The 18,920-nt window shown below is 55.7% G+C and carries 19 protein-coding genes; 11 read left to right on the top strand and 8 right to left on the bottom strand.

Features of this window, described 5'->3' with window-relative positions; translation table 11 throughout:
- Window positions 1–131: 131 nt before the first annotated feature.
- The 3 genes from Q4G72_RS14390 (at window position 132) to rsmG (ending at window position 2,615) form a co-directional block, all read left to right on the top strand.
- Complete coding sequence (locus tag Q4G72_RS14390; protein ID WP_303312128.1) at window positions 132–1,265, top strand: glycosyltransferase; 1,134 nt, start codon at window positions 132–134, stop codon at window positions 1,263–1,265.
- Window positions 1,256–1,879: an RNA polymerase sigma factor gene (locus Q4G72_RS14385; protein ID WP_303312127.1), complete on the top strand. Its 624-nt coding sequence runs from the start codon at window positions 1,256–1,258 to the stop codon at window positions 1,877–1,879. Before Q4G72_RS14390 ends, Q4G72_RS14385 begins: the two co-directional genes overlap by 10 nt.
- A 118-nt stretch (window positions 1,880–1,997) precedes the next feature.
- Window positions 1,998–2,615, top strand: coding sequence for a 16S rRNA (guanine(527)-N(7))-methyltransferase RsmG (rsmG, locus tag Q4G72_RS14380; protein ID WP_303312126.1), 618 nt, complete (start codon window positions 1,998–2,000; stop codon window positions 2,613–2,615).
- Between the two features lie 119 nt (window positions 2,616–2,734).
- Here rsmG and Q4G72_RS14375 read toward each other — a convergent pair whose 3' ends face one another.
- Window positions 2,735–3,721, bottom strand: coding sequence for a YheT family hydrolase (locus tag Q4G72_RS14375; protein WP_303312125.1), 987 nt, complete (start codon window positions 3,719–3,721; stop codon window positions 2,735–2,737).
- A 151-nt stretch (window positions 3,722–3,872) separates the two neighbouring features.
- Entirely contained in the window at window positions 3,873–5,057 is a 1,185-nt protein-coding gene (locus tag Q4G72_RS14370; protein WP_303312124.1) for an MFS transporter, read from the bottom strand.
- A 146-nt stretch (window positions 5,058–5,203) separates the two neighbouring features.
- On the opposite strand from Q4G72_RS14370, the gene rpsT reads away from it, so the two are divergent.
- Both rpsT and Q4G72_RS14360 read left to right on the top strand, forming a co-directional pair.
- The gene (gene rpsT, locus Q4G72_RS14365) at window positions 5,204–5,461 is read left to right on the top strand and encodes a 30S ribosomal protein S20 (protein WP_044512248.1); all 258 of its coding nucleotides are present in this window, start codon (window positions 5,204–5,206) and stop codon (window positions 5,459–5,461) included.
- 241 nt (window positions 5,462–5,702) lie between these two features.
- Entirely contained in the window at window positions 5,703–7,070 is a 1,368-nt protein-coding gene (locus Q4G72_RS14360; RefSeq protein ID WP_303312123.1) for a T9SS type A sorting domain-containing protein, read from the top strand.
- A 76-nt stretch (window positions 7,071–7,146) separates the two neighbouring features.
- Here Q4G72_RS14360 and pyk read toward each other — a convergent pair whose 3' ends face one another.
- Window positions 7,147–8,586 carry a pyruvate kinase gene (gene pyk, locus Q4G72_RS14355; RefSeq protein WP_303312122.1) on the bottom strand — a complete coding sequence of 480 codons (1,440 nt, stop codon included), beginning with the start codon at window positions 8,584–8,586 and terminating at the stop codon, window positions 7,147–7,149.
- A 150-nt stretch (window positions 8,587–8,736) separates the two neighbouring features.
- The gene (locus tag Q4G72_RS14350; RefSeq protein WP_303312121.1) at window positions 8,737–9,159 is read right to left on the bottom strand and encodes an IPExxxVDY family protein; all 423 of its coding nucleotides are present in this window, start codon (window positions 9,157–9,159) and stop codon (window positions 8,737–8,739) included.
- A 154-nt stretch (window positions 9,160–9,313) separates the two neighbouring features.
- On the opposite strand from Q4G72_RS14350, the gene Q4G72_RS14345 reads away from it, so the two are divergent.
- The 5 genes from Q4G72_RS14345 (at window position 9,314) to lgt (ending at window position 14,783) form a co-directional block, all read left to right on the top strand.
- Complete coding sequence (locus Q4G72_RS14345) at window positions 9,314–9,550, top strand: acyl carrier protein (RefSeq protein ID WP_019948606.1); 237 nt, start codon at window positions 9,314–9,316, stop codon at window positions 9,548–9,550.
- A 102-nt stretch (window positions 9,551–9,652) separates the two neighbouring features.
- Window positions 9,653–10,903, top strand: coding sequence for a beta-ketoacyl-ACP synthase II (gene fabF / locus Q4G72_RS14340; RefSeq protein ID WP_303312120.1), 1,251 nt, complete (start codon window positions 9,653–9,655; stop codon window positions 10,901–10,903).
- Complete coding sequence (rnc, locus tag Q4G72_RS14335) at window positions 10,903–11,652, top strand: ribonuclease III (protein WP_303312119.1); 750 nt, start codon at window positions 10,903–10,905, stop codon at window positions 11,650–11,652. Before fabF ends, rnc begins: the two co-directional genes overlap by 1 nt.
- Before the next feature lie 209 nt (window positions 11,653–11,861).
- Window positions 11,862–13,796, top strand: a complete 1,935-nt coding sequence (nadE, locus tag Q4G72_RS14330; protein WP_303312118.1) for an NAD(+) synthase — start codon at window positions 11,862–11,864, stop codon at window positions 13,794–13,796.
- A 120-nt stretch (window positions 13,797–13,916) separates the two neighbouring features.
- Window positions 13,917–14,783: a prolipoprotein diacylglyceryl transferase gene (lgt, locus tag Q4G72_RS14325; protein ID WP_303312117.1), complete on the top strand. Its 867-nt coding sequence runs from the start codon at window positions 13,917–13,919 to the stop codon at window positions 14,781–14,783.
- A gap of 80 nt (window positions 14,784–14,863) precedes the next feature.
- Here the strand turns inward: lgt and fbaA are convergent, their stop codons facing one another.
- The 4 genes from fbaA to Q4G72_RS14305 all read right to left on the bottom strand — a co-directional run bounded on the left by fbaA (window position 14,864) and on the right by Q4G72_RS14305 (window position 17,798).
- Window positions 14,864–15,952, bottom strand: coding sequence for a class II fructose-bisphosphate aldolase (fbaA, locus tag Q4G72_RS14320; RefSeq protein ID WP_054413842.1), 1,089 nt, complete (start codon window positions 15,950–15,952; stop codon window positions 14,864–14,866).
- A gap of 171 nt (window positions 15,953–16,123) precedes the next feature.
- A complete protein-coding gene (locus Q4G72_RS14315) occupies window positions 16,124–17,017 on the bottom strand; it encodes an SdiA-regulated domain-containing protein (protein ID WP_303312116.1) in 894 nt (297 codons plus the stop codon).
- A 76-nt stretch (window positions 17,018–17,093) separates the two neighbouring features.
- Complete coding sequence (yidD, locus tag Q4G72_RS14310; RefSeq protein WP_303312115.1) at window positions 17,094–17,315, bottom strand: membrane protein insertion efficiency factor YidD; 222 nt, start codon at window positions 17,313–17,315, stop codon at window positions 17,094–17,096.
- A 165-nt stretch (window positions 17,316–17,480) separates the two neighbouring features.
- Window positions 17,481–17,798 (bottom strand): antibiotic biosynthesis monooxygenase family protein, encoded by a 318-nt coding sequence (locus Q4G72_RS14305; protein WP_303312114.1) that lies wholly within the window; start codon window positions 17,796–17,798, stop codon window positions 17,481–17,483.
- 370 nt (window positions 17,799–18,168) lie between these two features.
- Here Q4G72_RS14305 and Q4G72_RS14300 point away from each other — a divergent pair, with 370 nt between their 5' ends.
- Window positions 18,169–18,915, top strand: a complete 747-nt coding sequence (locus Q4G72_RS14300) for a hypothetical protein (RefSeq protein ID WP_303312113.1) — start codon at window positions 18,169–18,171, stop codon at window positions 18,913–18,915.
- Window positions 18,916–18,920 lie beyond the last annotated feature (5 nt).

Here is an 18,920-nt window from a genome sequence, read left to right as displayed (position 1 = left end):
AAAGGAGCTTCGGAGCCTTCCCATTCGGCTATAAGCCGGCTACCATCAGTTTAAGCCTGCAAAGGTAGCCGGTAGCTGCCGTTCAGCGGTGATTAATCCCTATTTTTGCTGGCTTACCCCGCCTATCCGCCGTGCCCGTTCCGTTTTCTCCCCTGTTATGGCTATTGATTGCGTGCGTGCTGGTGCAGTTCTATTTCTTGGGCTATTATTTCCTGCCCTTTGCCCGCCGGCCGGAGGAGCTACCCACTGAGGAAAACCAGGCCGCCGATACTGAGCCGGTTTCCGTGCTGGTATGTGCCCACAACGAACTAGAAAATCTGCGCCGCCTGCTGCCACTATTGTTGCAACAGGATTACCCTGCCGGCTACGAAATTATTTTGATTGATGACCGGTCCGGCGACGATACCTACCTATATGTGCAGCAGCTCACGCAGTACTATCCGCACGTACGGCTGGTCACGGTAGACCGCACGCCGGCCGGACTTTCGCCGAAAAAATACGCCCTTACACTAGGCATTAAAACGGCGCGTTATGCGCGTATGCTTTTCACCGATGCCGATTGTATTCCGACTACCAATCAGTGGATCAGGCTGATGCAGCACGGCTTTGCCCAGCCTGCCGATATGGTGGTGGGATATTCGGCGTATGTGCCGGAAACCGGGTTTTTAAATAAATTGATTCGATTTGAAACCCTGATAACCGGAGCGCAGTATCTGTCGTTCGCGTGGCGGGGCAACCCGTACATGGGCGTGGGGCGCAACCTCGCCTATACCCGCGCAGTCTTTCAATCCACCAAAGGCTTTGCTTCTCACATTCGTAGCCTCGGCGGCGACGACGACCTGCTGGTGCAGGACGCCGTGCAGCACGGAGCCCGCGTGGCGGTAGTGGCCAGCCCGGCGGCGCATACGCTCAGCGAACCAGCCTCCAGCTGGCGCGCCTGGTGGCTGCAAAAAAGGCGGCATCTATCGGCCGGCCGGCATTACCGCCTGGCCGATAGGCTGCGAATAGGAAACTTTATCGGGAGCAATCTGCTTTTTTATATCGTCACGATTGTTCTACTGTTTTCCCGCCCGGATTGGATACCTTTGGCCACGGTGTGGGGGCTGCGCACGGCAGCTGTCTGCATCACCTATACCTACCTGGGGAGGCGGCTCGATGACCGCCAGCCAGTGGTTGTGCTGCCGGTATTAGACGCTGTCTATTTTTTTTATTATCTCGCTCTGGGAATTTCGCTGTTCCTCTACCGCAAACTCCGATGGAAGTAAACAATCAGGAAATTCAGAAACAGTTTTCGGCTAAAGCCAAGCATGACTTTAAGCTGATTCGTGCTGCTGTAGAGCAGGGCGATGAAAAGGCCTACGCTGAGTTGATGCAGATTTACAAGAAGCCGGTGTATCACGTGGTGCTCAAAATGGTGCGCAACCCCGACGATGCCGAGGACTTAACTATTGAAGCCTTTGCCAAGGCCTTCCGCAACCTGCATAAATTCAACCCGGAATTCGCTTTTAGCACCTGGCTGTTCCGCATTGCCACCAACAATTGCATCGACTTTATTCGCAAGAATAAAATCAAAACAATGTCGATTGACTCGGCTATTAAGATTGACAACGGCGACGAAATCACCATTGATTTCCGCGACAACAATCTGAACCCGGCCGAAACGGCCATCAAAAATCAGAAGATCGAAATCATGCAGCACGTGGTATCCCGGCTGCCCGATAAGTATCAGCGCCTGGTAACGCTGCGCTACTTCGATGAGCTGAGCTACGAGGAAATTGCGCAGGAGCTGAAAGCCCCCCTGGGCACCGTGAAAGCCCAGCTGCACCGCGCCCGTGAGTTGCTCTATGACATGGTGAAGAACAAGAAGCACATCATCTAAATCGAAAGCCCCGGCCTGTGCCGGGGCTTTTTTGTTGCAAAATTTTGTCATCCTAACCTGAGTTCCGGATGACCTACCATTTTAGGGTGCCGCGCTGCGCACCTACCTTTGTGCTACCATGGATATCCTCTTTCACTACTTCCCGCATCTCACCGACCACCAGCGCCAGCTATTTCGCCAGCTCGATACCGAATTTCATAGTTGGAATGAGCGCCTGAATCTGGTGGCCCGCACGGATATGGATAACCTGGCGGAGCGGCACTTTCTGCACTCGTTGGGTATTGCCAAGGTGGTGGAGTTTCCAGCGGGCTCATCGGTGCTGGATGTGGGAACGGGTGGTGGCTTGCCGGGCTTGCCGCTGGCTATTCTGTTTCCGGAGGTGAAATTTCACCTGGTAGACAGCATTGGCAAGAAGATAAAGGCGGTGCAAGACATGGCTCACGCCCTGCGTCTACCCAACCTTACGGCCGAGCAAACACGTGCTGAGCAGGTGCGCCATAAATATGATTACGTGGTGAGCCGCGCCGTAGCCCGCCTGTCCACTTTCCACCCCTGGATTGAGCATAGCTACAAACCCAGTAAGGACGCTACCACGGGACTTTACTACCTGAAAGGCGGTGACCTGACGGAAGAAATTGATGAAGCCGGCCTGCCCGCTCAGGTCTTCGATTTGAAAGACTATTTCCAGGAGGAATTCTTTGAAACCAAGAAGGTCGTTTTCATTCCGAATAACTAGTTCCTGCTCATTAAGCCTTCCATCAGGCTCCAAACAAAAAGCCCTTGACTACCGCGCAGTGGTCAATGGCTTTTTTGTCGGAAATTTTAAGTGCCCGATTTGGGCCGATGGAGTTATGATTACGCCGGTACCTGCGCCGTCAGGAATTCAATGGCGCGGCGCTCTGAGTAATATTCCCCATCGGGAGTGCCTTCGCCAAAACCCACGTGCCCGCCTTCGTGCGGGGTTTCCAGGAATACAAACTCGCTTCCGGAAGCTACATCCCGGGGGAAGCAGGCAGGCGGGAGAAAGGGGTCATTTTCAGCATTAACCAGCAAAGTAGGAATGCCAATCTTGCTGAGGTAGCGCCCGGAGCTAGCGTGCTCGTAATACTCTTCCGCTGACTTGAAGCCGTGCATAGGCGCCGTATACTGATCATCAAATTCAGGGAAGTAGCGCAAATCGTCCAGCTTCGATACATCTACCTGACCGGGTAGCTTCTCCGCTTTCTGCCGGATTTTCTCCCGCAGCGTCTTCATAAAGTTGTTGAGGTACAGCCGGTTTTCCAGGCGCGAAATATGGTGCGAGCTGGATTTTAAATCGGTAGGCACGGAGAAAACGGCGGCCCGCTTTACTTCCCGCGGCACCCGCTCCGGCTTTTCGCCCAGGTATTTGAGGGTTACGTTGCCGCCAGCGCTGAAACCGGTAAGGAAAATGCGGCGGTAACGCAGCTTGCTGAGGGCATGGCGTACCACAAAGTCCAAGTCGTCGGTGTCGCCGAGGTGGTAGGAGCGCAGCAGGCGGTTCATTTCGCCGCTACAGCTACGATAGTTCCAGGCCAGCGCATCAAAGCCAGCCCGGTTGAGGGCCCGCACCATGCCCCGCACGTACGGCCGGCCGGCGCTGCCCTCCAGGCCGTGCGAGACAATGCCCAGCGTATCAGAAGGGGTATCACCGGATACCCGGGACCAGTCTAAGTCGAGAAAGTCACTATCCTCAGTTTCCACCCGTTCTCGCTGGTAGCGAACATCCGGGACAGTGCGCCAAAGGCTGGGGACAATCGTTTGTAGGTGCCCATTAAAAAGATACATGGGCGGCTGATATCCGGAGGTAGAAACGAGTGGCATAACAGTCAGTGGAATAAGGTAGGAGAGTAACCAACTGCGAGAAAATATGGTGCCTGCAAGGCTTTACTTAATATACAAATAATGCGGCTTGCATACTATTTATAACAGCCTGATTTTTTATAAAAATCCGCTCAGGAGATAGAAGAAAAACTTATTCCGCTGGCTGCGGGCGGGCTTCCGAAATCTTGACCACCCCTAAAAACAGACTTACTGCTACTGCCATGCCGCCGGCCAGCGCAAACGGCAGGGCAGCGCCACCCCACAGCCACAGCACCCCGGCCAGCGAGCTGGCTACCAGCGCCGCTAGGCTGCTAAGCCCGGCAAAGGTACCCAAAGCCGCTCCGGTATCGGTGGGGTGGCAGAGGTTACTGATCCAAGCTTTGCTTACACCTTCCGTGGCAGCAGCGTAGCATCCATACAGACCAAAAAGCAGGGCCAGTATCCATGACTGGTGGGCCCAGATCATGCCTAGGTATACGCCGGCAAACAGCAGAAGCCCGACTATCATCATACTACGGGGACCCAGTCGGTCGGCGAGGAAACCTGCCGGAAAAGCAGCCACCGCATACACCAGGTTGTAGAAAATATACAGCCCGATAACGTGCGCATCAGGCAGGCCGCGCTGTCGGGCCAGTAGCAGCAAAAACGCATCGGAGCTATTGAAAAGGGCGAATGCCAGCAGCGCGCCAGCTACTAGACGGTAGCTGCTTGGCGCCTTTCGCCAGTACCGGAAGGCGGCCCAGAATGGCTGCATAGGCTGTATAGATCTGGCCCGTGGATTTTCCCGCACTAAAAAGGTGGTAAATACAGCGGCAAGGCCTGGCAGGAAAGCCAGCAGAAACAAGAGCCGGTACTCGCCCGGGTGATACGCCAGCCAGACCAGCGCAACGGCCGGCCCCAGCACGGCGCCAGCAGTATCCATGCCCCGGTGAAAGCCAAAGACGCGGCCTTTAAACGCAGGAGTGGTTTCATCGGAAAGGAGTGCGTCGCGGGAGCCGGTGCGCAGCCCTTTACCCAAGCGGTCCAGGGTGCGGGCCAAGAAAACCCACCACGGGGCTGCCAGCACGGCCAGCATCGGCTTGCTAATGGCGCTCAGCCCGTAGCCCCAGCGCACAAACGGCAGGCGCCGCCCCAGCCGGTCCGACCATTGCCCGAAATAGCCTTTGCTTAAACCCGCCGTGGCTTCGGCTACACCCTCCAGTACCCCAATCAATGCCACCGAAAACCCTATGCTCTGCAGGTACAAGGGCATAATGGGGTACAGCATCTCGCTGGCCAGGTCCGTGAACAAGCTCACCAGGGAAAGCAGCCAGATGGTGCGGGTCAGATACTTCACGCAAAAAGGTGGTATAGTAGTGCGGGCAGCGGTTGTACGATGGTGACGCGCATTTTACCCATTTTGGTTTGCTATTATCGATCAAAGCCTTACCTTTGCCAACCCAATTGAATTGATTTCGAGCAGACCGTCACCTTTACATACTCATGGCGAACCATAAATCGGCCCTCAAGCGCATCCGTTCCAACGAAGCTAAGCGCGTACTGAACCGTTACCAGGCTAAATCTACCCGCACTGCCGTTAAGAAACTGCGTGCTACCACCGATGCTACTCAGGCACAAGAGCTGCTGAAGAAAGTATCGTCTATGCTGGACCGCCTGGCTAAAAAGAACATCATTCACAAGAACAAAGCTGCTAATAACAAATCGAAGCTGGCTAAGTTCGTGAAGTCGCTGGCTGCTTAAGTAGTCAACCGACATTCTGCTCTCATATAGAAAAGGCCTTGCGTGCAGACGCAAGGCCTTTTCATGTTTTTCTTTATTTCGCTGCGCATGAGGTAGGCGCACGAGCGGGAAACGGTAGCTTTAGGCTCGAAGCGTATTTTCTTATGCTATGCGGTATTTTTATTCCCTGTTATTCTTGTTGGGTTTATGCCTCAGTAGTTACCAGGCGGTAGCACAGGATTGGCGCCTATTCCGGCCGGGCTTGATATACTCATACCAGGCGGCGGGTAAAGCCGAGGTACACACGCTGCGGCTGGATTCCGCCTTTATGATAGGAACCGACTCCGTGTATCGGTTTAACCGAATCATGCGGCCCGACCCCGCCTCCTCAGGACTATTTCATAAGTCTGACAATAACCTGTTTGGGGCGCAGTTGCGGTTTGTGCCCGGCAGCCAGGAGGTAGTGCTGGAAGCCTTGGCTGATGCCCTGCAAACACCCGTACAGATGCTGCTACGCCCCGCTGCGGCCGTAGGCAGTACCTGGCAAGCTTCAATGGGTGTTACGGCGGTACTAAGCAGCCGCAGCCAGCAAAGTGTACATGGCGTTTGGGATAACGTAGCCACGGTGCTGCTCAGTACCGGGCAGCAGGTGTTGATAGGGGAGGAACTCGGCTTACTGCAGGCCCCGCAATGGCTGAGCCTGGATGCCGCTACGGCTAGTAACCTGCAAGCCACCCGCGTGCCCGTTACCTGGGCCGAATCTGACTATTACCCCGCTCATGCCTTCGACTTTCAGCCGGGCGACGAGTTTGGGTATGAACAGTATGACTGGATTTTCTCTCTGCCCTGCGCCAAAGACTATATTCTGCGGCGCATCAGCAGCCGGGGGCAAACTCAGGATAGTCTGAAATACACGTATCAGGAAGAGCGGGCTACCCGAGGGTACGGGCTCGGCAGTCCCTGTAACAATGTGTATGCAGAAACTCTCCATCCCCGCACCCGGGGGCGCATGGCCGTATCGCTAAAAACGGGGCAGTGGGCCGATAAAAACCACCCGCCGCTGAGCCTGCTCACCTGGGAGTACCAGAAAGAAACCACGGTTTCAGGCCTGGAAAACTATACACTGGCGCTGCCCCTGAGTACAGAAGCCGGTGCCACCCTGCCGGGCCCCAAATATATCCGGGTATACAAGCGGGACCAGGCTTACGCCACCGGCATGGACTACCTGGCCCACCCTCAACGCCTTAGCGCACCGGTAGGCATGGTATATGACAACGATACCTGGCTTGTATACTACCATCGGCGCCTGCCAGACGGCACTTATTCCACCTTCGGCACTCGGCAGCAATATGAGGTGCTGTTGCCGGTGCGGGCCGCCCGCAGTTCGCTGGCAGTCCGCGCCTACCCGAATCCTGCGACAGGAGTGGTTACACTGGATTGGGTCTTGCCTGCTGTAAAGGGGGCAAAGCTCAGCTTAACTGACTTGACAGGGCGGGCACTCTGGCAGGCAGAACCAGCGGCCGGTAGTACGCAGCTGCAGGTGCCATTGGCAGCCTACCCGGCCGGTCTGTACCTATTGCGTCTGGAGCAACCAGGCAAGGTGCCGGTAATGGTGCGTGTACAGCATTAGTAAGGAGGCTTAGAAATAGAAAAGCTCCTCGGAAGATATCCGAGGAGCTTTTCTATTTCAATTACTGAACTGCTAGTTACGCCACGCTCACTTTTACCATGTTGGTTTTGCCCTTCTCATTGATGGGCATCGAAGCGGTGTTGATGAACACGTCGCCCGCATCCAGGTGGCCCGTGGTGGTCAGCACGTACTTGATGTCCGATACGGTGCTGTCGGTGCTCACCATCCGGTCGTAGTAGAAGCCGCGCACGCCCCAGATCAGGCTGAGCGCCGTGAGTAGGGGGCGGTTATCGGTGAAGATAAAGATGTTGGCCTTGGGGCGGTATTTGGCAATCTGGAAGGCCGTATAGCCCCGGTGCGTCATGCCGGTAATGGCTTTGGCACCCGTGTTTTTGGCCAAGTGACAGGCCGCCGACAGAATGCTGTCGACCATGAAGGAAGGCGACTCTGGAGTAATGGTATGCCAGTGGTTGTACAAACTGGGCATACGGCTTTCTACGCTCAGAATGGTGGCTACCATAGAGCGGATAACTTCGGCTGGGTAGGCACCCACAGCGGTTTCAGCGGAAAGCATTACGGCATCGGCTCCGTCAATCACGGCGTTGGCTACGTCGCTGGTTTCGGCACGGGTGGGGCGGGGAGCGGTAATCATACTCTCCATCATCTGGGTGGCCACAATTACCGGTTTACCGGCCTTGTTGCACTTGGCCACAATTTCCTTCTGGGCCATCGGTACCTCTTCCATCTTCACTTCCACGCCCAGGTCGCCACGGGCTACCATCACGGCATCGGTAATAGCAATGATTTCGTCGAGGTTGCGCAGGCCTTCCGGCGTTTCAATCTTGGCAATTACGCGGGCGGTTTTGCCGCTTTCCGCAATCAGGCTCTTGATGAAGCGGATATCCTCGGCGCGGCGCGCAAACGAGAGGGCAATCCAGTCTACATCATTCTCCAGACCAAACTTCAGATCCTCAATATCCTTCTCCGTCATGGAGGGGGCCGATACTTCGGAGTCGGGTAGGTTGATGCCTTTGCGGGGTTTCACTAGGCCGCCATAAATAACTTCCACGTCCACTTCCTTGTCGCGGTCGGTGGCCAGCACGCGAAGCTCAATCTTGCCGTCGTCGATGAGGATCATGTCGCCGGCTTTCACGTCGCGGGCCAGCCCCAGGTAAATCGTGCTCAGGCGCGTGGCCGTGCTGATTTCCTTCTCACCGCACACCAGTTTGATCTTGTCGCCGGCCTTAATTTCCACGCCACCACCTTCTACATCACCCAAACGGATTTTTGGGCCCTGCAAGTCCTGCAGCAAGCCCACGTTTGTGCGCATGTCTTTGTTCAGGCGGCGTACATTATGGATAACCGCGAGGTGGTCTTCGTAGCTGCCGTGCGAGAAGTTGAGGCGGAATACATCCACACCTTCGCGGATGAGCATGCCCAGCTTTTCATAGGTATTAGAGGCGGGGCCAACAGTGGCCACAATCTTGGTCTTATTAAACTTAGGACGCGGTTCCATGCAAAAGGAATAAGTGATTCTCTTAGACAAAGGCAACTGAGAAGTGCCTTGCAAATGTAGCGTGAAGCGGCTGCTTCGCACATCGTTTATGCCGTTTTGCCGGCATGGTGCCACGATGCCCAAAGCAGCCGCTTCACGCTACAAGAACGCTCAAAAAAGGAGATTTTCTTTGAATTTTAATGAATTAGGGTCGAACTGACAAGCATGTTGTACCACTGAAAGCCCGCTTAAGCGGGCCAGAAATTCGTCGCCGGAAAACTCGTCGCTGGCATTGCTTACCTGCAGCAGGTAGTCATATTCCTTGATATCCGGGGCCAGAAAGGGCCTTTTCAGGATAGATGGATCCAGGGAGCGGTTGCGCAGCAAGCGCAACGACAGGGTTTCAGAAGCATGCAGATAATTGCTGATGACCAGGCGCCCGCGGGAGAGCAGGTCATAGATTATATCCTGCTGCTTCACCAGGCGCAGGCGCAGGGCGTTGTTCAGCGTCCAGGCCAGGGTATGTTCGCGGCTGGAAGAAACAATGCCAAAAAGATCAAAGTCGCAGTCGTACTCAACGTCTAGGGTAAGCATGGCGGAAGCAGTTAGGCCAACGGCAGCAAAGTTACGGGTTGCCGGCAGGAGCGGGCCATAACGAAGAGAGGAAAGACAAGATTGCGTGTTTGTTTGACAATGTTAGGGAAGATGGTGTTATTTGTGGCTGAGTTTTCCTTAAACCCCCACGGAAATGTCTGAAATTGCAGAAAAAGTAAAGGCCATCATCATCGATAAACTCGGCGTAGAAGCTTCGGAAGTAACTCCGGAGGCCAGCTTCACCAACGACCTGGGTGCTGACTCGCTGGATACTGTTGAGCTGATCATGGAATTTGAAAAAGAATTCAACGTGTCGATTCCCGACGATCAGGCCGAAAACATCGGTACCGTGGGTCAGGCTATCAGCTACCTCGAAGAGCACGCTAAGTAGTCTGTAAGACTACCGCTGCTCCCTTAGTGCTTACCGGCCGGCTCGCCGCCGGCCGTTTTGCTTTTTTAGTTTTCGTATTCTTTCGCTTCTCTGAGCCAGCCTATGTCTCTTCGGAGAGTTGTTGTGACCGGCCTGGGTGCCATTACCCCGATCGGCAAAACCGCCCCCACCTTCTGGGAAGGGCTAAAAGCCGGTGTGAGTGGGGCTGCTCCCATCACCCGGTTCGATGCCAGTAAGTTCAAGACCCGCTTCGCCTGCGAAGTGAAGGACTATAACCCCGACGATTATTTCGACCGGAAGGAAGGCCGTAAGATGGACCTGTTCACGCAGTTCGCCGTCATTGCTTCGGATGAAGCAATTAAGGACGCCGGCCTGCTGGAAGGGGTAAATAAAGACCGGGTAGGGGTTATCTGGGGCTCTGGTATTGGAGGGTTGAAAACCTTCCAGGACGAGTGCTTCAACTTCGCCAAGGGCGATGGTACGCCGCGCTACAATCCGTTCTTCATTCCCAAGATGATTGCCGACTCCTCGTCGGGCAACATCTCCATCAAGAACGGTTTCCGTGGTCCGAACTTCGTGACCACCTCCGCCTGCGCTTCATCTTCCGATGCCATTGTGGCGGCCTACAACTATATCCGCTTGGGTATGGCTGATGTGGCCGTTACGGGTGGTTCGGAAGCCGCCATTACCGAGGCGGGCGTAGGGGGCTTCAATGCCCTCAAAGCCATGAGCGAGCGGAACGACGACCCGCAAACCGGCTCGCGCCCTTACGATAAGGACCGGGACGGATTTGTACTGGGCGAAGGGGCCGGCGCGCTGATTCTGGAGGACTATGAACACGCCAAAGCCCGCGGCGCCAAGATCTACGCCGAAATTATCGGTGGCGGCTTGTCGTCGGATGCCTACCACATTACCGCTCCGGATCCTACCGGCGAAGGCGTGGTGATTGTAATGCAGAACGCCCTGCGTGATGCTGGCATCAAGCCCGAAGATGTAGACTACATCAACACCCACGGCACCAGCACGCCACTGGGTGATGGAGCTGAGGTGACGGCCATTCAGAAAGTATTCGGCGAAGCCGCGTACAACCTGAACATCAGCTCTACCAAGAGCATGACCGGCCACCTGCTGGGTGGTGCGGGCGGCATTGAGGCTGTGGCCTGTATCCTGGCTATGCAGCACGGCATCGTACCGCCAACTATTAACCACGTTACCGACGACCCCGAACTGGACGCCAAGCTGAACTTCACGTTCAACCAAGCTCAGGAGCGGGAAATCAATATTGCGGTCAGCAACACCTTCGGGTTTGGTGGTCACAACACGTCGGTGGTATTCAGCAAATTCCGCGACTAATGCCTAGGCCCGGCCAGCCACTTCCGCTATTCGGCTTTTTCCGCCGATTGGTAGGGCAGGACCGGGCCTTCCGGCAGGCTATTGCCACGCTCACTGGCCGCACGCCCGATAATATCCGCTTGTACCAGCTGGCCTTCACGCACGCCTCCGTGGTGCGCCTGCAGGGCGATACGGCCCGTCACCAAAGCAACGAGCGGCTGGAATTCCTCGGCGACGCCGTGCTGGGCGCGGTGGTAGCCGAATATCTGTTCCGGAAGTTTCCCTACGAGCAGGAAGGCTTCCTCACGGAGATGCGCAGCCGCATTGTAAACCGAGAAAGTCTGAACGGCCTGGCCCTAAAAATCGGGCTGGATAAGCTGGTGCAGCTGGACGTGACCCAGGGCCGCTCGGCCCGCTCGCGCTCCGTAAACGGCAACGCGCTGGAAGCACTGGTAGGTGCTGTTTACCTTGACCAGGGTTATAAAGCGGCCCGCAAATTTGTGCTCAGCCGCCTGGTGAAGCCTTTTGTGGACGTGAAGTCTCTCACGGAAACCACCACCAACTTCAAGAGCAAGCTCATTGAGTGGGCGCAGCGCCACGGCAAAAACCTGCGCTACGATATGCAAAGCGAAGCCCGCCCGGGCGGCGTGATGGAGTTTTCGGCTACGGTGATGCTGGATGATGAGGAAGTAGCCACCGGCATGGGCCTCTCGAAAAAGCAGGCGGAACAGCTGGCCGCCGAGCGGGCTCTAACGACTTTAGGAGTGTAGATCTGCCTTAAAAGGACGAGACTCCACCCGTTACCACGCTTTTTAGCACAATGCCCTTAACGCCTACAGAGGAGTATAGGGCTTTTTGCATTTCAAGGGCTTTCGCATTTTAAAGGCAAATTCCTCTGCTTTTCAGGGAATGGTAGTTTGTTCGTAACCCAATCCGCAGAAATGGAGTTGTTTTGCAGAAGTTACATTTCTCCCGAATTATGCGAATAGCCGGCGCCGCCCTCAACCAGATTCCTTTCGATTGGCAACATAACCTGCGTACCATCCGCGAGGCCATTGAGCAGGCTAAAGCCGCCGGGGTGCAGCTGCTTTGTTTGCCGGAATTGTGTCTGACGGGCTACGGCTGTGAGGACCTGTTTTTGAGCGACTGGCTTCCCCAATCAGCCCTGGAGCATCTGCAGCTGATTCGCCCTTGGACGAAAGGCATTTGCGTGGTAGTAGGCCTACCGGTGCGCCTTAACCACCGCACCTACAACACGGCGGCTGTGCTGCGCGATGGGCAAATTCTGGGCTTTGCCGCCAAGCAGTTCCTCGCTAATGATGGTGTGCACTATGAGCCTCGCTTCTTCCACGCCTGGCCAGCCGGCGAAACGACTACTGTGCCACTGGGAGGGGAAGAGTGGCCCCTAGGCGACCTGATTTTCGAGCACCAAGGCGTAAAGTTCGGCTTTGAAATCTGTGAGGATGCCTGGCGGCCCGATGATGTGCGCCCCGCCTGCCGCCTGGTAGGCCGCGTGGATTTGATTGTGAATCCTTCGGCCAGCCACTTTGCCATGAGCAAGACGGATGTGCGCTATAACCTGGTGCTGAACGCCTCGCGCAACTTTCGCTGCACCTACCTCTACGCCAACCTGCTGGGCAACGAAGCCGGCCGCATCACCTACGATGGCGAAATTCTGGTGGCCCGCAACGGCCACCTGCTGCTGCGCAACCAGCTTATGAGCTTCAAGGAAGTGGATATGGAGTGCGTGGATGTCGACTTTGCTTCGGAGCTTACGGCTGTTGATGCCATTGACCCGCTGCCCGCTCCCGACGAATACCGAGAGCTGAACCAGGCTCTGAGTTTGGCCTTATTTGACTACTTGCGCAAAGCCCGCAGCCGGGGCTTCGTGCTGAGCTTGAGCGGCGGGGCCGATTCCTGCATGTGCGCCATAGCCGTGGCCGAGATGGTGCGCCTTGGTACCACCGAACTAGGTACGGCTGAGTTTATGCGCCGTTCGGGCTGCTTCACTACAGAGGAAATTCAGCAGTGGGCCGGAGCCGTAGCACCCGTACCTGACAAAGCCGCGCGGGGACCCAAAGACGCCTCCCTTTCCACTCCGGATAATCAGCAGGCCACCATTAACCAGCAGCTCACCAAACGCCTGCTGATAACTGCCTACCAGGGCACCGTTAATTCCTCCGACGATACCTTCAACTCTGCCCAGGAGCTGGCCGATGCCCTGGGGGCGGTATTCTATAACTGGGGCATTGATGAGGAAGTAACCGGCTATGTGGGCAAGATTGAGCACGCCCTGGGCCGCGACCTGACCTGGCAAACCGACGACCTGGCTCTGCAGAACATTCAGGCCCGGGTGCGGGCTCCCGCTATCTGGCTGCTGGCCAATGTTCAGAACTGCCTGCTCCTGACCACATCAAACCGCTCGGAGGCTTCCGTGGGCTACTGCACCATGGACGGTGACACGGCCGGCTCTATCTCGCCCATTGCCGGCGTAGACAAAGATTTTGTAAAGAAATGGTTGCGCTGGGCCGAAGCGGAATTGGGCTACACCGCCCTGCACCGCGTGAACAACCTGCAGCCCACCGCCGAGTTGCGCCCCCTGGAAGACAAGCAGACTGACGAGCGGGACCTGATGCCCTACATCCTGCTCAACCGCATTGAGCGCCTGGCTTTTTACGACCGACTTAGCCCCAAACAAGTACTGGATACTTTGGTGAAGGAAGATGCCACCGTAGATCCGGAGCTGCTCAAAACTTACGTCAAGCGCTTCTACTCGCTCTGGAGCCGAAACCAGTGGAAACGGGAACGGTATGCCCCATCCTTCCACCTCGACGACTACAACGTAGACCCGCGCTCCTGGCTGCGTTTTCCCATTTTGAGCGGTGGCTACACGGAAGAGCTGAACGCCCTCTAGGGAATACCGGAGCAATGAAGCGTATCGAAGAATAAGCAGTATGTTCCGCATAATCCTTCGATACGCTTCATTGCTCATTCATTTACTACCTTTCGGGCATTCATACTATTGCCACTGCTTATGAGCCTGCTTGCTTACATCACCTGGGATGTTTCGCCCATCATTGCCCAGTTGGGGCCGCTTACCTTGCGCTGGTACGGCGTGCTGTTCGCGCTGGGCTTTGTGCTGGGCTCGTTCATCCTCACGCACATTTACCGCACCGAGCGGGTATCGGCGCAATGGGTTGATATTATCACGCTGTACATGATTATCGGTACGGTGGTGGGTGCGCGCCTGGGCCACGTGTTTTTCTACGATTGGGCCGCGTATAAGCAGCATCCCTGGGAGATTCTGAAGATCTGGCACGGCGGACTGGCTAGCCATGGCGCCACCATTGGCATTCTGCTCGCCTTATGGATTTTCAGCCGTCGGCATAAGTTTGATTACCTCTGGGTGCTGGACCGGATTGTGATTGTAGTAGCCGTAGGTGGTGCCTGCATCCGTCTGGGCAACCTGATGAACTCGGAAATTGTGGGCCGCGCTACCACCGTGCCGTGGGCGTTCATTTTCCCGCGCGATGCCGAACACACCACCGTGCCGCGCCATCCCACCCAGATTTACGAATCCCTGTTCTGCGTTTTCCTGCTGGTGCTGCTGTATTGGCTCTGGAACAAGTATAAGGAGCGTACGCCACGCGGTTTGCTCTTCGGCTTGTTCGTGGTGTTGCTGTTCGGCTTCCGCTTCCTGGTGGAATTCCTGAAAGAGAATCAGGTTGACTTCGAAAACAACCTGCAGTTCAACATGGGGCAGCTGCTGAGCATTCCGCTGATTCTGTTGGGTGTGTATGTGCTACTGCGCGCCGGCAAATGGCCCAACAACCCCTATGGCTATGCCGTGCGGGATTTAAGCGAGGAAGAAGCCAATAAGGCAGCGGTAAAAACCCGTTAGTCCCTTCACAATAGCATAAAACAAGAAGGCCCGCTCTCAGCTGAGAGCGGGCCTTCTTGTTTTCAAACCAATGCTAAAAACTAGTAGCGGCGGTTCACAGCGTTGAGGTCTTCGAATGCCGATTTCAGGCGGGCAATGAAGGTTTCTTCGCCCTTGCGCAGCCACACGCGGGGGTCGTAGTATTTCTTATTGGGCGAGTCCTCGCCGGTGGGGTTACCAATCTGACTCTGCAGGAAGCCTTCGTTCTTCTGGTAGTAGGCGCGGATACCATCCCAGAACGCCCACTGCAGGTCCGTATCAATGTTCATCTTGATGGCGCCGTAGCTGATGGCTTCGCGGATTTCCTCCTGCGACGAGCCTGAGCCGCCGTGGAACACGAAGTTGATGGGGCGCTCATCGGTCAGGTTGTATTTCTCCTTCACGAAATCCTGCGAGTTCTTCAGAATAACGGGCTGCAGCTTCACGTTGCCGGGCTTGTACACGCCGTGCACGTTGCCGAAAGCAGCAGCAATAGTGAAGCGGGGACTCACCTTGCTCAGCTCCTCGTAGGCATAGGCCACTTCCGAAGGCTGGGTGTAGAGCTTCGAGGAATCCACATCGGAGTTGTCTACGCCGTCTTCCTCACCGCCGGTTACGCCCAGCTCAATTTCCAGCGTCATGCCAATTTTGGCCATGCGCTCTAGGTACTCTTTGCAGATTTCGATGTTCTCCTCGATGGGCTCCTCCGAGAGGTCCAGCATGTGCGAGGAGTACAGCGGCTGGCCGTACTGAGCGAAGTGCTTCTCGCCGGCTTCCAGCAAACCATCAATCCAAGGCAGGAGCTTCTTGGCGGCGTGGTCGGTGTGCAGAATCACGGGTACGCCGTAGGCCTGGGCCATCAGGTGCACGTGCTGCGCGCCTGAAATGCCACCGGCAATGCTGGCCTGCTGCTTATCGTTAGCGAGGCCTTTGCCAGCGAAGAACTGGGCACCACCGTTAGAAAACTGAATGATAACCGGCGAGTTCAGGTCGCGGGCAGCTTCCAGCACGGCGTTTACCGTGTCGGTACCCGTAACGTTTACCGCGGGCAGTGCATAGCCGTTCGCCTTGGCGTGGTCGAAGAGCTGCTGCACTTCGTCGCCGTGCAGCACGCCGGCGCGCAGGCCGGTAAGAGTGGTTTGGTCAGCCATAGAAGGGCATTGGTTGCGCGGACCGCCAACTGCCGGGCCGCACGGGTGAGGGTTTGAGCCGGTGAAGGTAGCAAAGAAACGGGGCCCATCCGAACCTTACCGACCGCCGGACTCCAGGAGCTCCGGGCAGTAAGTGGTTCAGATGGGCCCCGCCAGGCCAGTTATCGGCGCTTAAGGCATCTTATACTGGTAGAGGCTGCCTTGCTCGGAGCTGATGAGCAGGGTTTGATCATCGGTAAACAAAACGCCTTCAGTCTGGCCGGCGCCGGTTAGGGCAATACGGCGGGGCTTGGCCTTCAGAAGGCCGCTCATGGAGGCGCCGTTCAATACAAACATTTGCTCGCTGCCCATGAGTACCAACTGGCGGCCATCGGGGCTGATGCTGGCATCCGTTACTTCATCCGGGATGCTGAGGCTGGCTACGCGGCGGGCGGTGTAGGTGCCGGGCTTATCGGGCACGGTGTATACTTTGCTGATGGCCTTGCTGCCCCGGTCGCGGGTGAACAGGTAAATCTGCCCATCATGCCACACGGAGGCTTCGCAATCGAAATTGCGCTCTTTCTTTTTGGGTGGGAATTCCTGCTGATCGGGATACGTGAAGTGAATTTCGCCGACGGCACTGGGCTGAGCTGGATTTACCCGGTAAATGGTCAGGTCGCGGCGGTTATTGTCGTTGTTGCCGGCATCCGTCACAAACAAGGTGCCGTCGGTGCTATGCGTGATGCTTTCCCAGTCCTCATTAGAAGCACTTAAACGCACTTCATCCAGCAGCTTTCCATCCCCATCAAATTTATAGAGAATAGGCGGATTGCCCTGGTCGCCCATGGTATAATAAGTGCCCGGCTGACTCATAGCTAGTCCTGAGCTTTCCTTCACCCCCTCCAGCTGGCCCAGGCGTTTCAGGCCGGGCACGGCATCAGCGGTGAGGCGGTTTTCCAATGACTCTTTCTTGTGCTTCTTGCCGGAAGAGCCTTTGGGCTCGTCGGCCGACTTTTCGCTCTGTGCTTGCGAGCAGCTGCTAAAAAGCAGCATTGCAGCCAGAGAATAACCAAACATACTGCGCATTAGGCGAGATATCAGCGTGAAAAAAAGCCTCTACCCTTAGGTAGAGGCATATGCGGCTATACGGAAAACGGCGCCATTAGGGTACTGGGTCGTAACCATGGCCACCCCAGGGATGGCAGCGGCCAATGCGCCGCAGCGCCAACCATCCCCCGCGCCACGGCCCATGTTTTTGCAGGGCATGGGCTGCGTAAGCCGAGCAGGTGGGCGTATAGCGGCAGCTGGCTGGGGTAAGGGGCGAAATCAGGTGGCGATAAAACCAGACTATACCCAGAAAAAGCAGTCGAAAAAAAGAATTCATAGTTTAGCAACCTACCAAGCCGCCCAGAGAATAGCCGCTCTATTCAGCAAAAGAAAGCCTTTTAGGCTGGTTTGGGTTCCCAGTCACTGCCCGCGCAAGCTGCTTTTCGCCAAATAACAAGGCCCGTTATCACATGAAAACGGGCCTTGGTGTGAGCTCAATAGGTTAAGACTTGGCTGCTTCCGGGTTCCGCGTGTGCTGAACATAGTAGGATTTCAGGCTGGGCTGCCCCGAAAGACTATTGGTTAACTTGTTTACCATCTGCTGATACACGCCACTCGTCTCGTAGGCATCGGCTTCTATTTTGCTGTTCCACATGGTACAGGAAATGTGCTCGTCGGTTTCATCAATAGGTTCCAGTAGCATAATATCAAGGCACCCGGGCTGTCTACGGACTATGGGCACAATATCATCGAAATAAACCTTCTTGGCTCCTTCAATCTGCTCGGGAGCAAAACTCATACTAGTCAGGCGAACAAACATAGGACGGGCTCCCGGCGGATTTAGGGTGCAGGCGCAGGTGCAGCACTCGTAGGCCGTAGAGAAGTATAATGTACAGTTTTTTCCTATAATAAGGCTATAAATGTCCTGTTTTTATCATTCAAATGCCAAGTAATTATAGCAGTTGTACAGGCAACACCATGCGTTGAGTCAGGTAGGAGGTAGCTTAGGAACTATCCGGAATATAAGCTCATCGAAAATATCTAATTACCTGCTTGTACAAGCTTAAATAGCCCTGTACCTTTCGAGTATGGGAAAACTCTACCTGCTATTAAGTTGGCTTTTTTTGATATCACAGTGTAGTTTGGCGCAGGGCAATGGCCCTGGGCTGCATGGTGCCCGTGCCGCCGGAATGGGCAATACTGCTGTTACGCTTTCAGATGTTTGGGCTTTAGGCAACAATGTGGCCGGGCTCTCGCAGCTTACGCGCCCCGAGGTAGGCGTGTATGCAGAAAATCGGTTTCTGATTAGCTCACTTAACACCGTAGGACTGGCAGTAGCCTCACCTTTGGGACGACTCACGGGCGAAGAACCCCGTTACGGCGTAGTAGGGCTGGAACTGCAGCGCTTCGGCGACAAACTATATAACGAGCAGCGCGTGGGCCTGGGCTATGCATACCGTACCGGCGTGATGAGCGTAGGTGTGCGGGCTGATGTTCTGCAGGTAGCTATTGAAGGATTGGGCAGCCGCCGCGCCGTAGCCGCTTCGGTAGGAGCGCAGGCCGAGCTGATTCCGCGTAAATTGGTGTTTGGTGCCTACCTCTATAATCTCAACCAAGCCCATCTGGCCGAGTACGAAGACGAGCGGGTTCCTACCGTATTGAAAGCCGGCCTATCCTACCGCCCCACCGAAAAGGTGATGCTGAACGCCGAAGTGGAAAAAGACGTGGACCACGCCGCCGACTTTCGCGCAGGGGTGGAATACCAGGCGCTGGAAGCTCTGGCGCTGCGTGTAGGTGTGCTAGGGGTATCGGAGCAGGTAACCGGAGGAGCCGGTTTCCATGCCGGCCGCTTCCGGGTAGATTATGCCGCGTCCTGGCACTCGTCGCTGGGGCTAAGCCAGCATATTTCGGCCGGTTTCCGGCTGGAGGCTAAATAAGCGCG

It is taken from the genome of Hymenobacter sp. BT730 (assembly GCF_030542105.1).
Classification (GTDB): Bacteria; Bacteroidota; Bacteroidia; order Cytophagales; family Hymenobacteraceae; genus Hymenobacter.
Note: the sequence above shows the minus strand (reverse complement) of the source record. Positions and strands in the feature narration are given on the sequence as shown.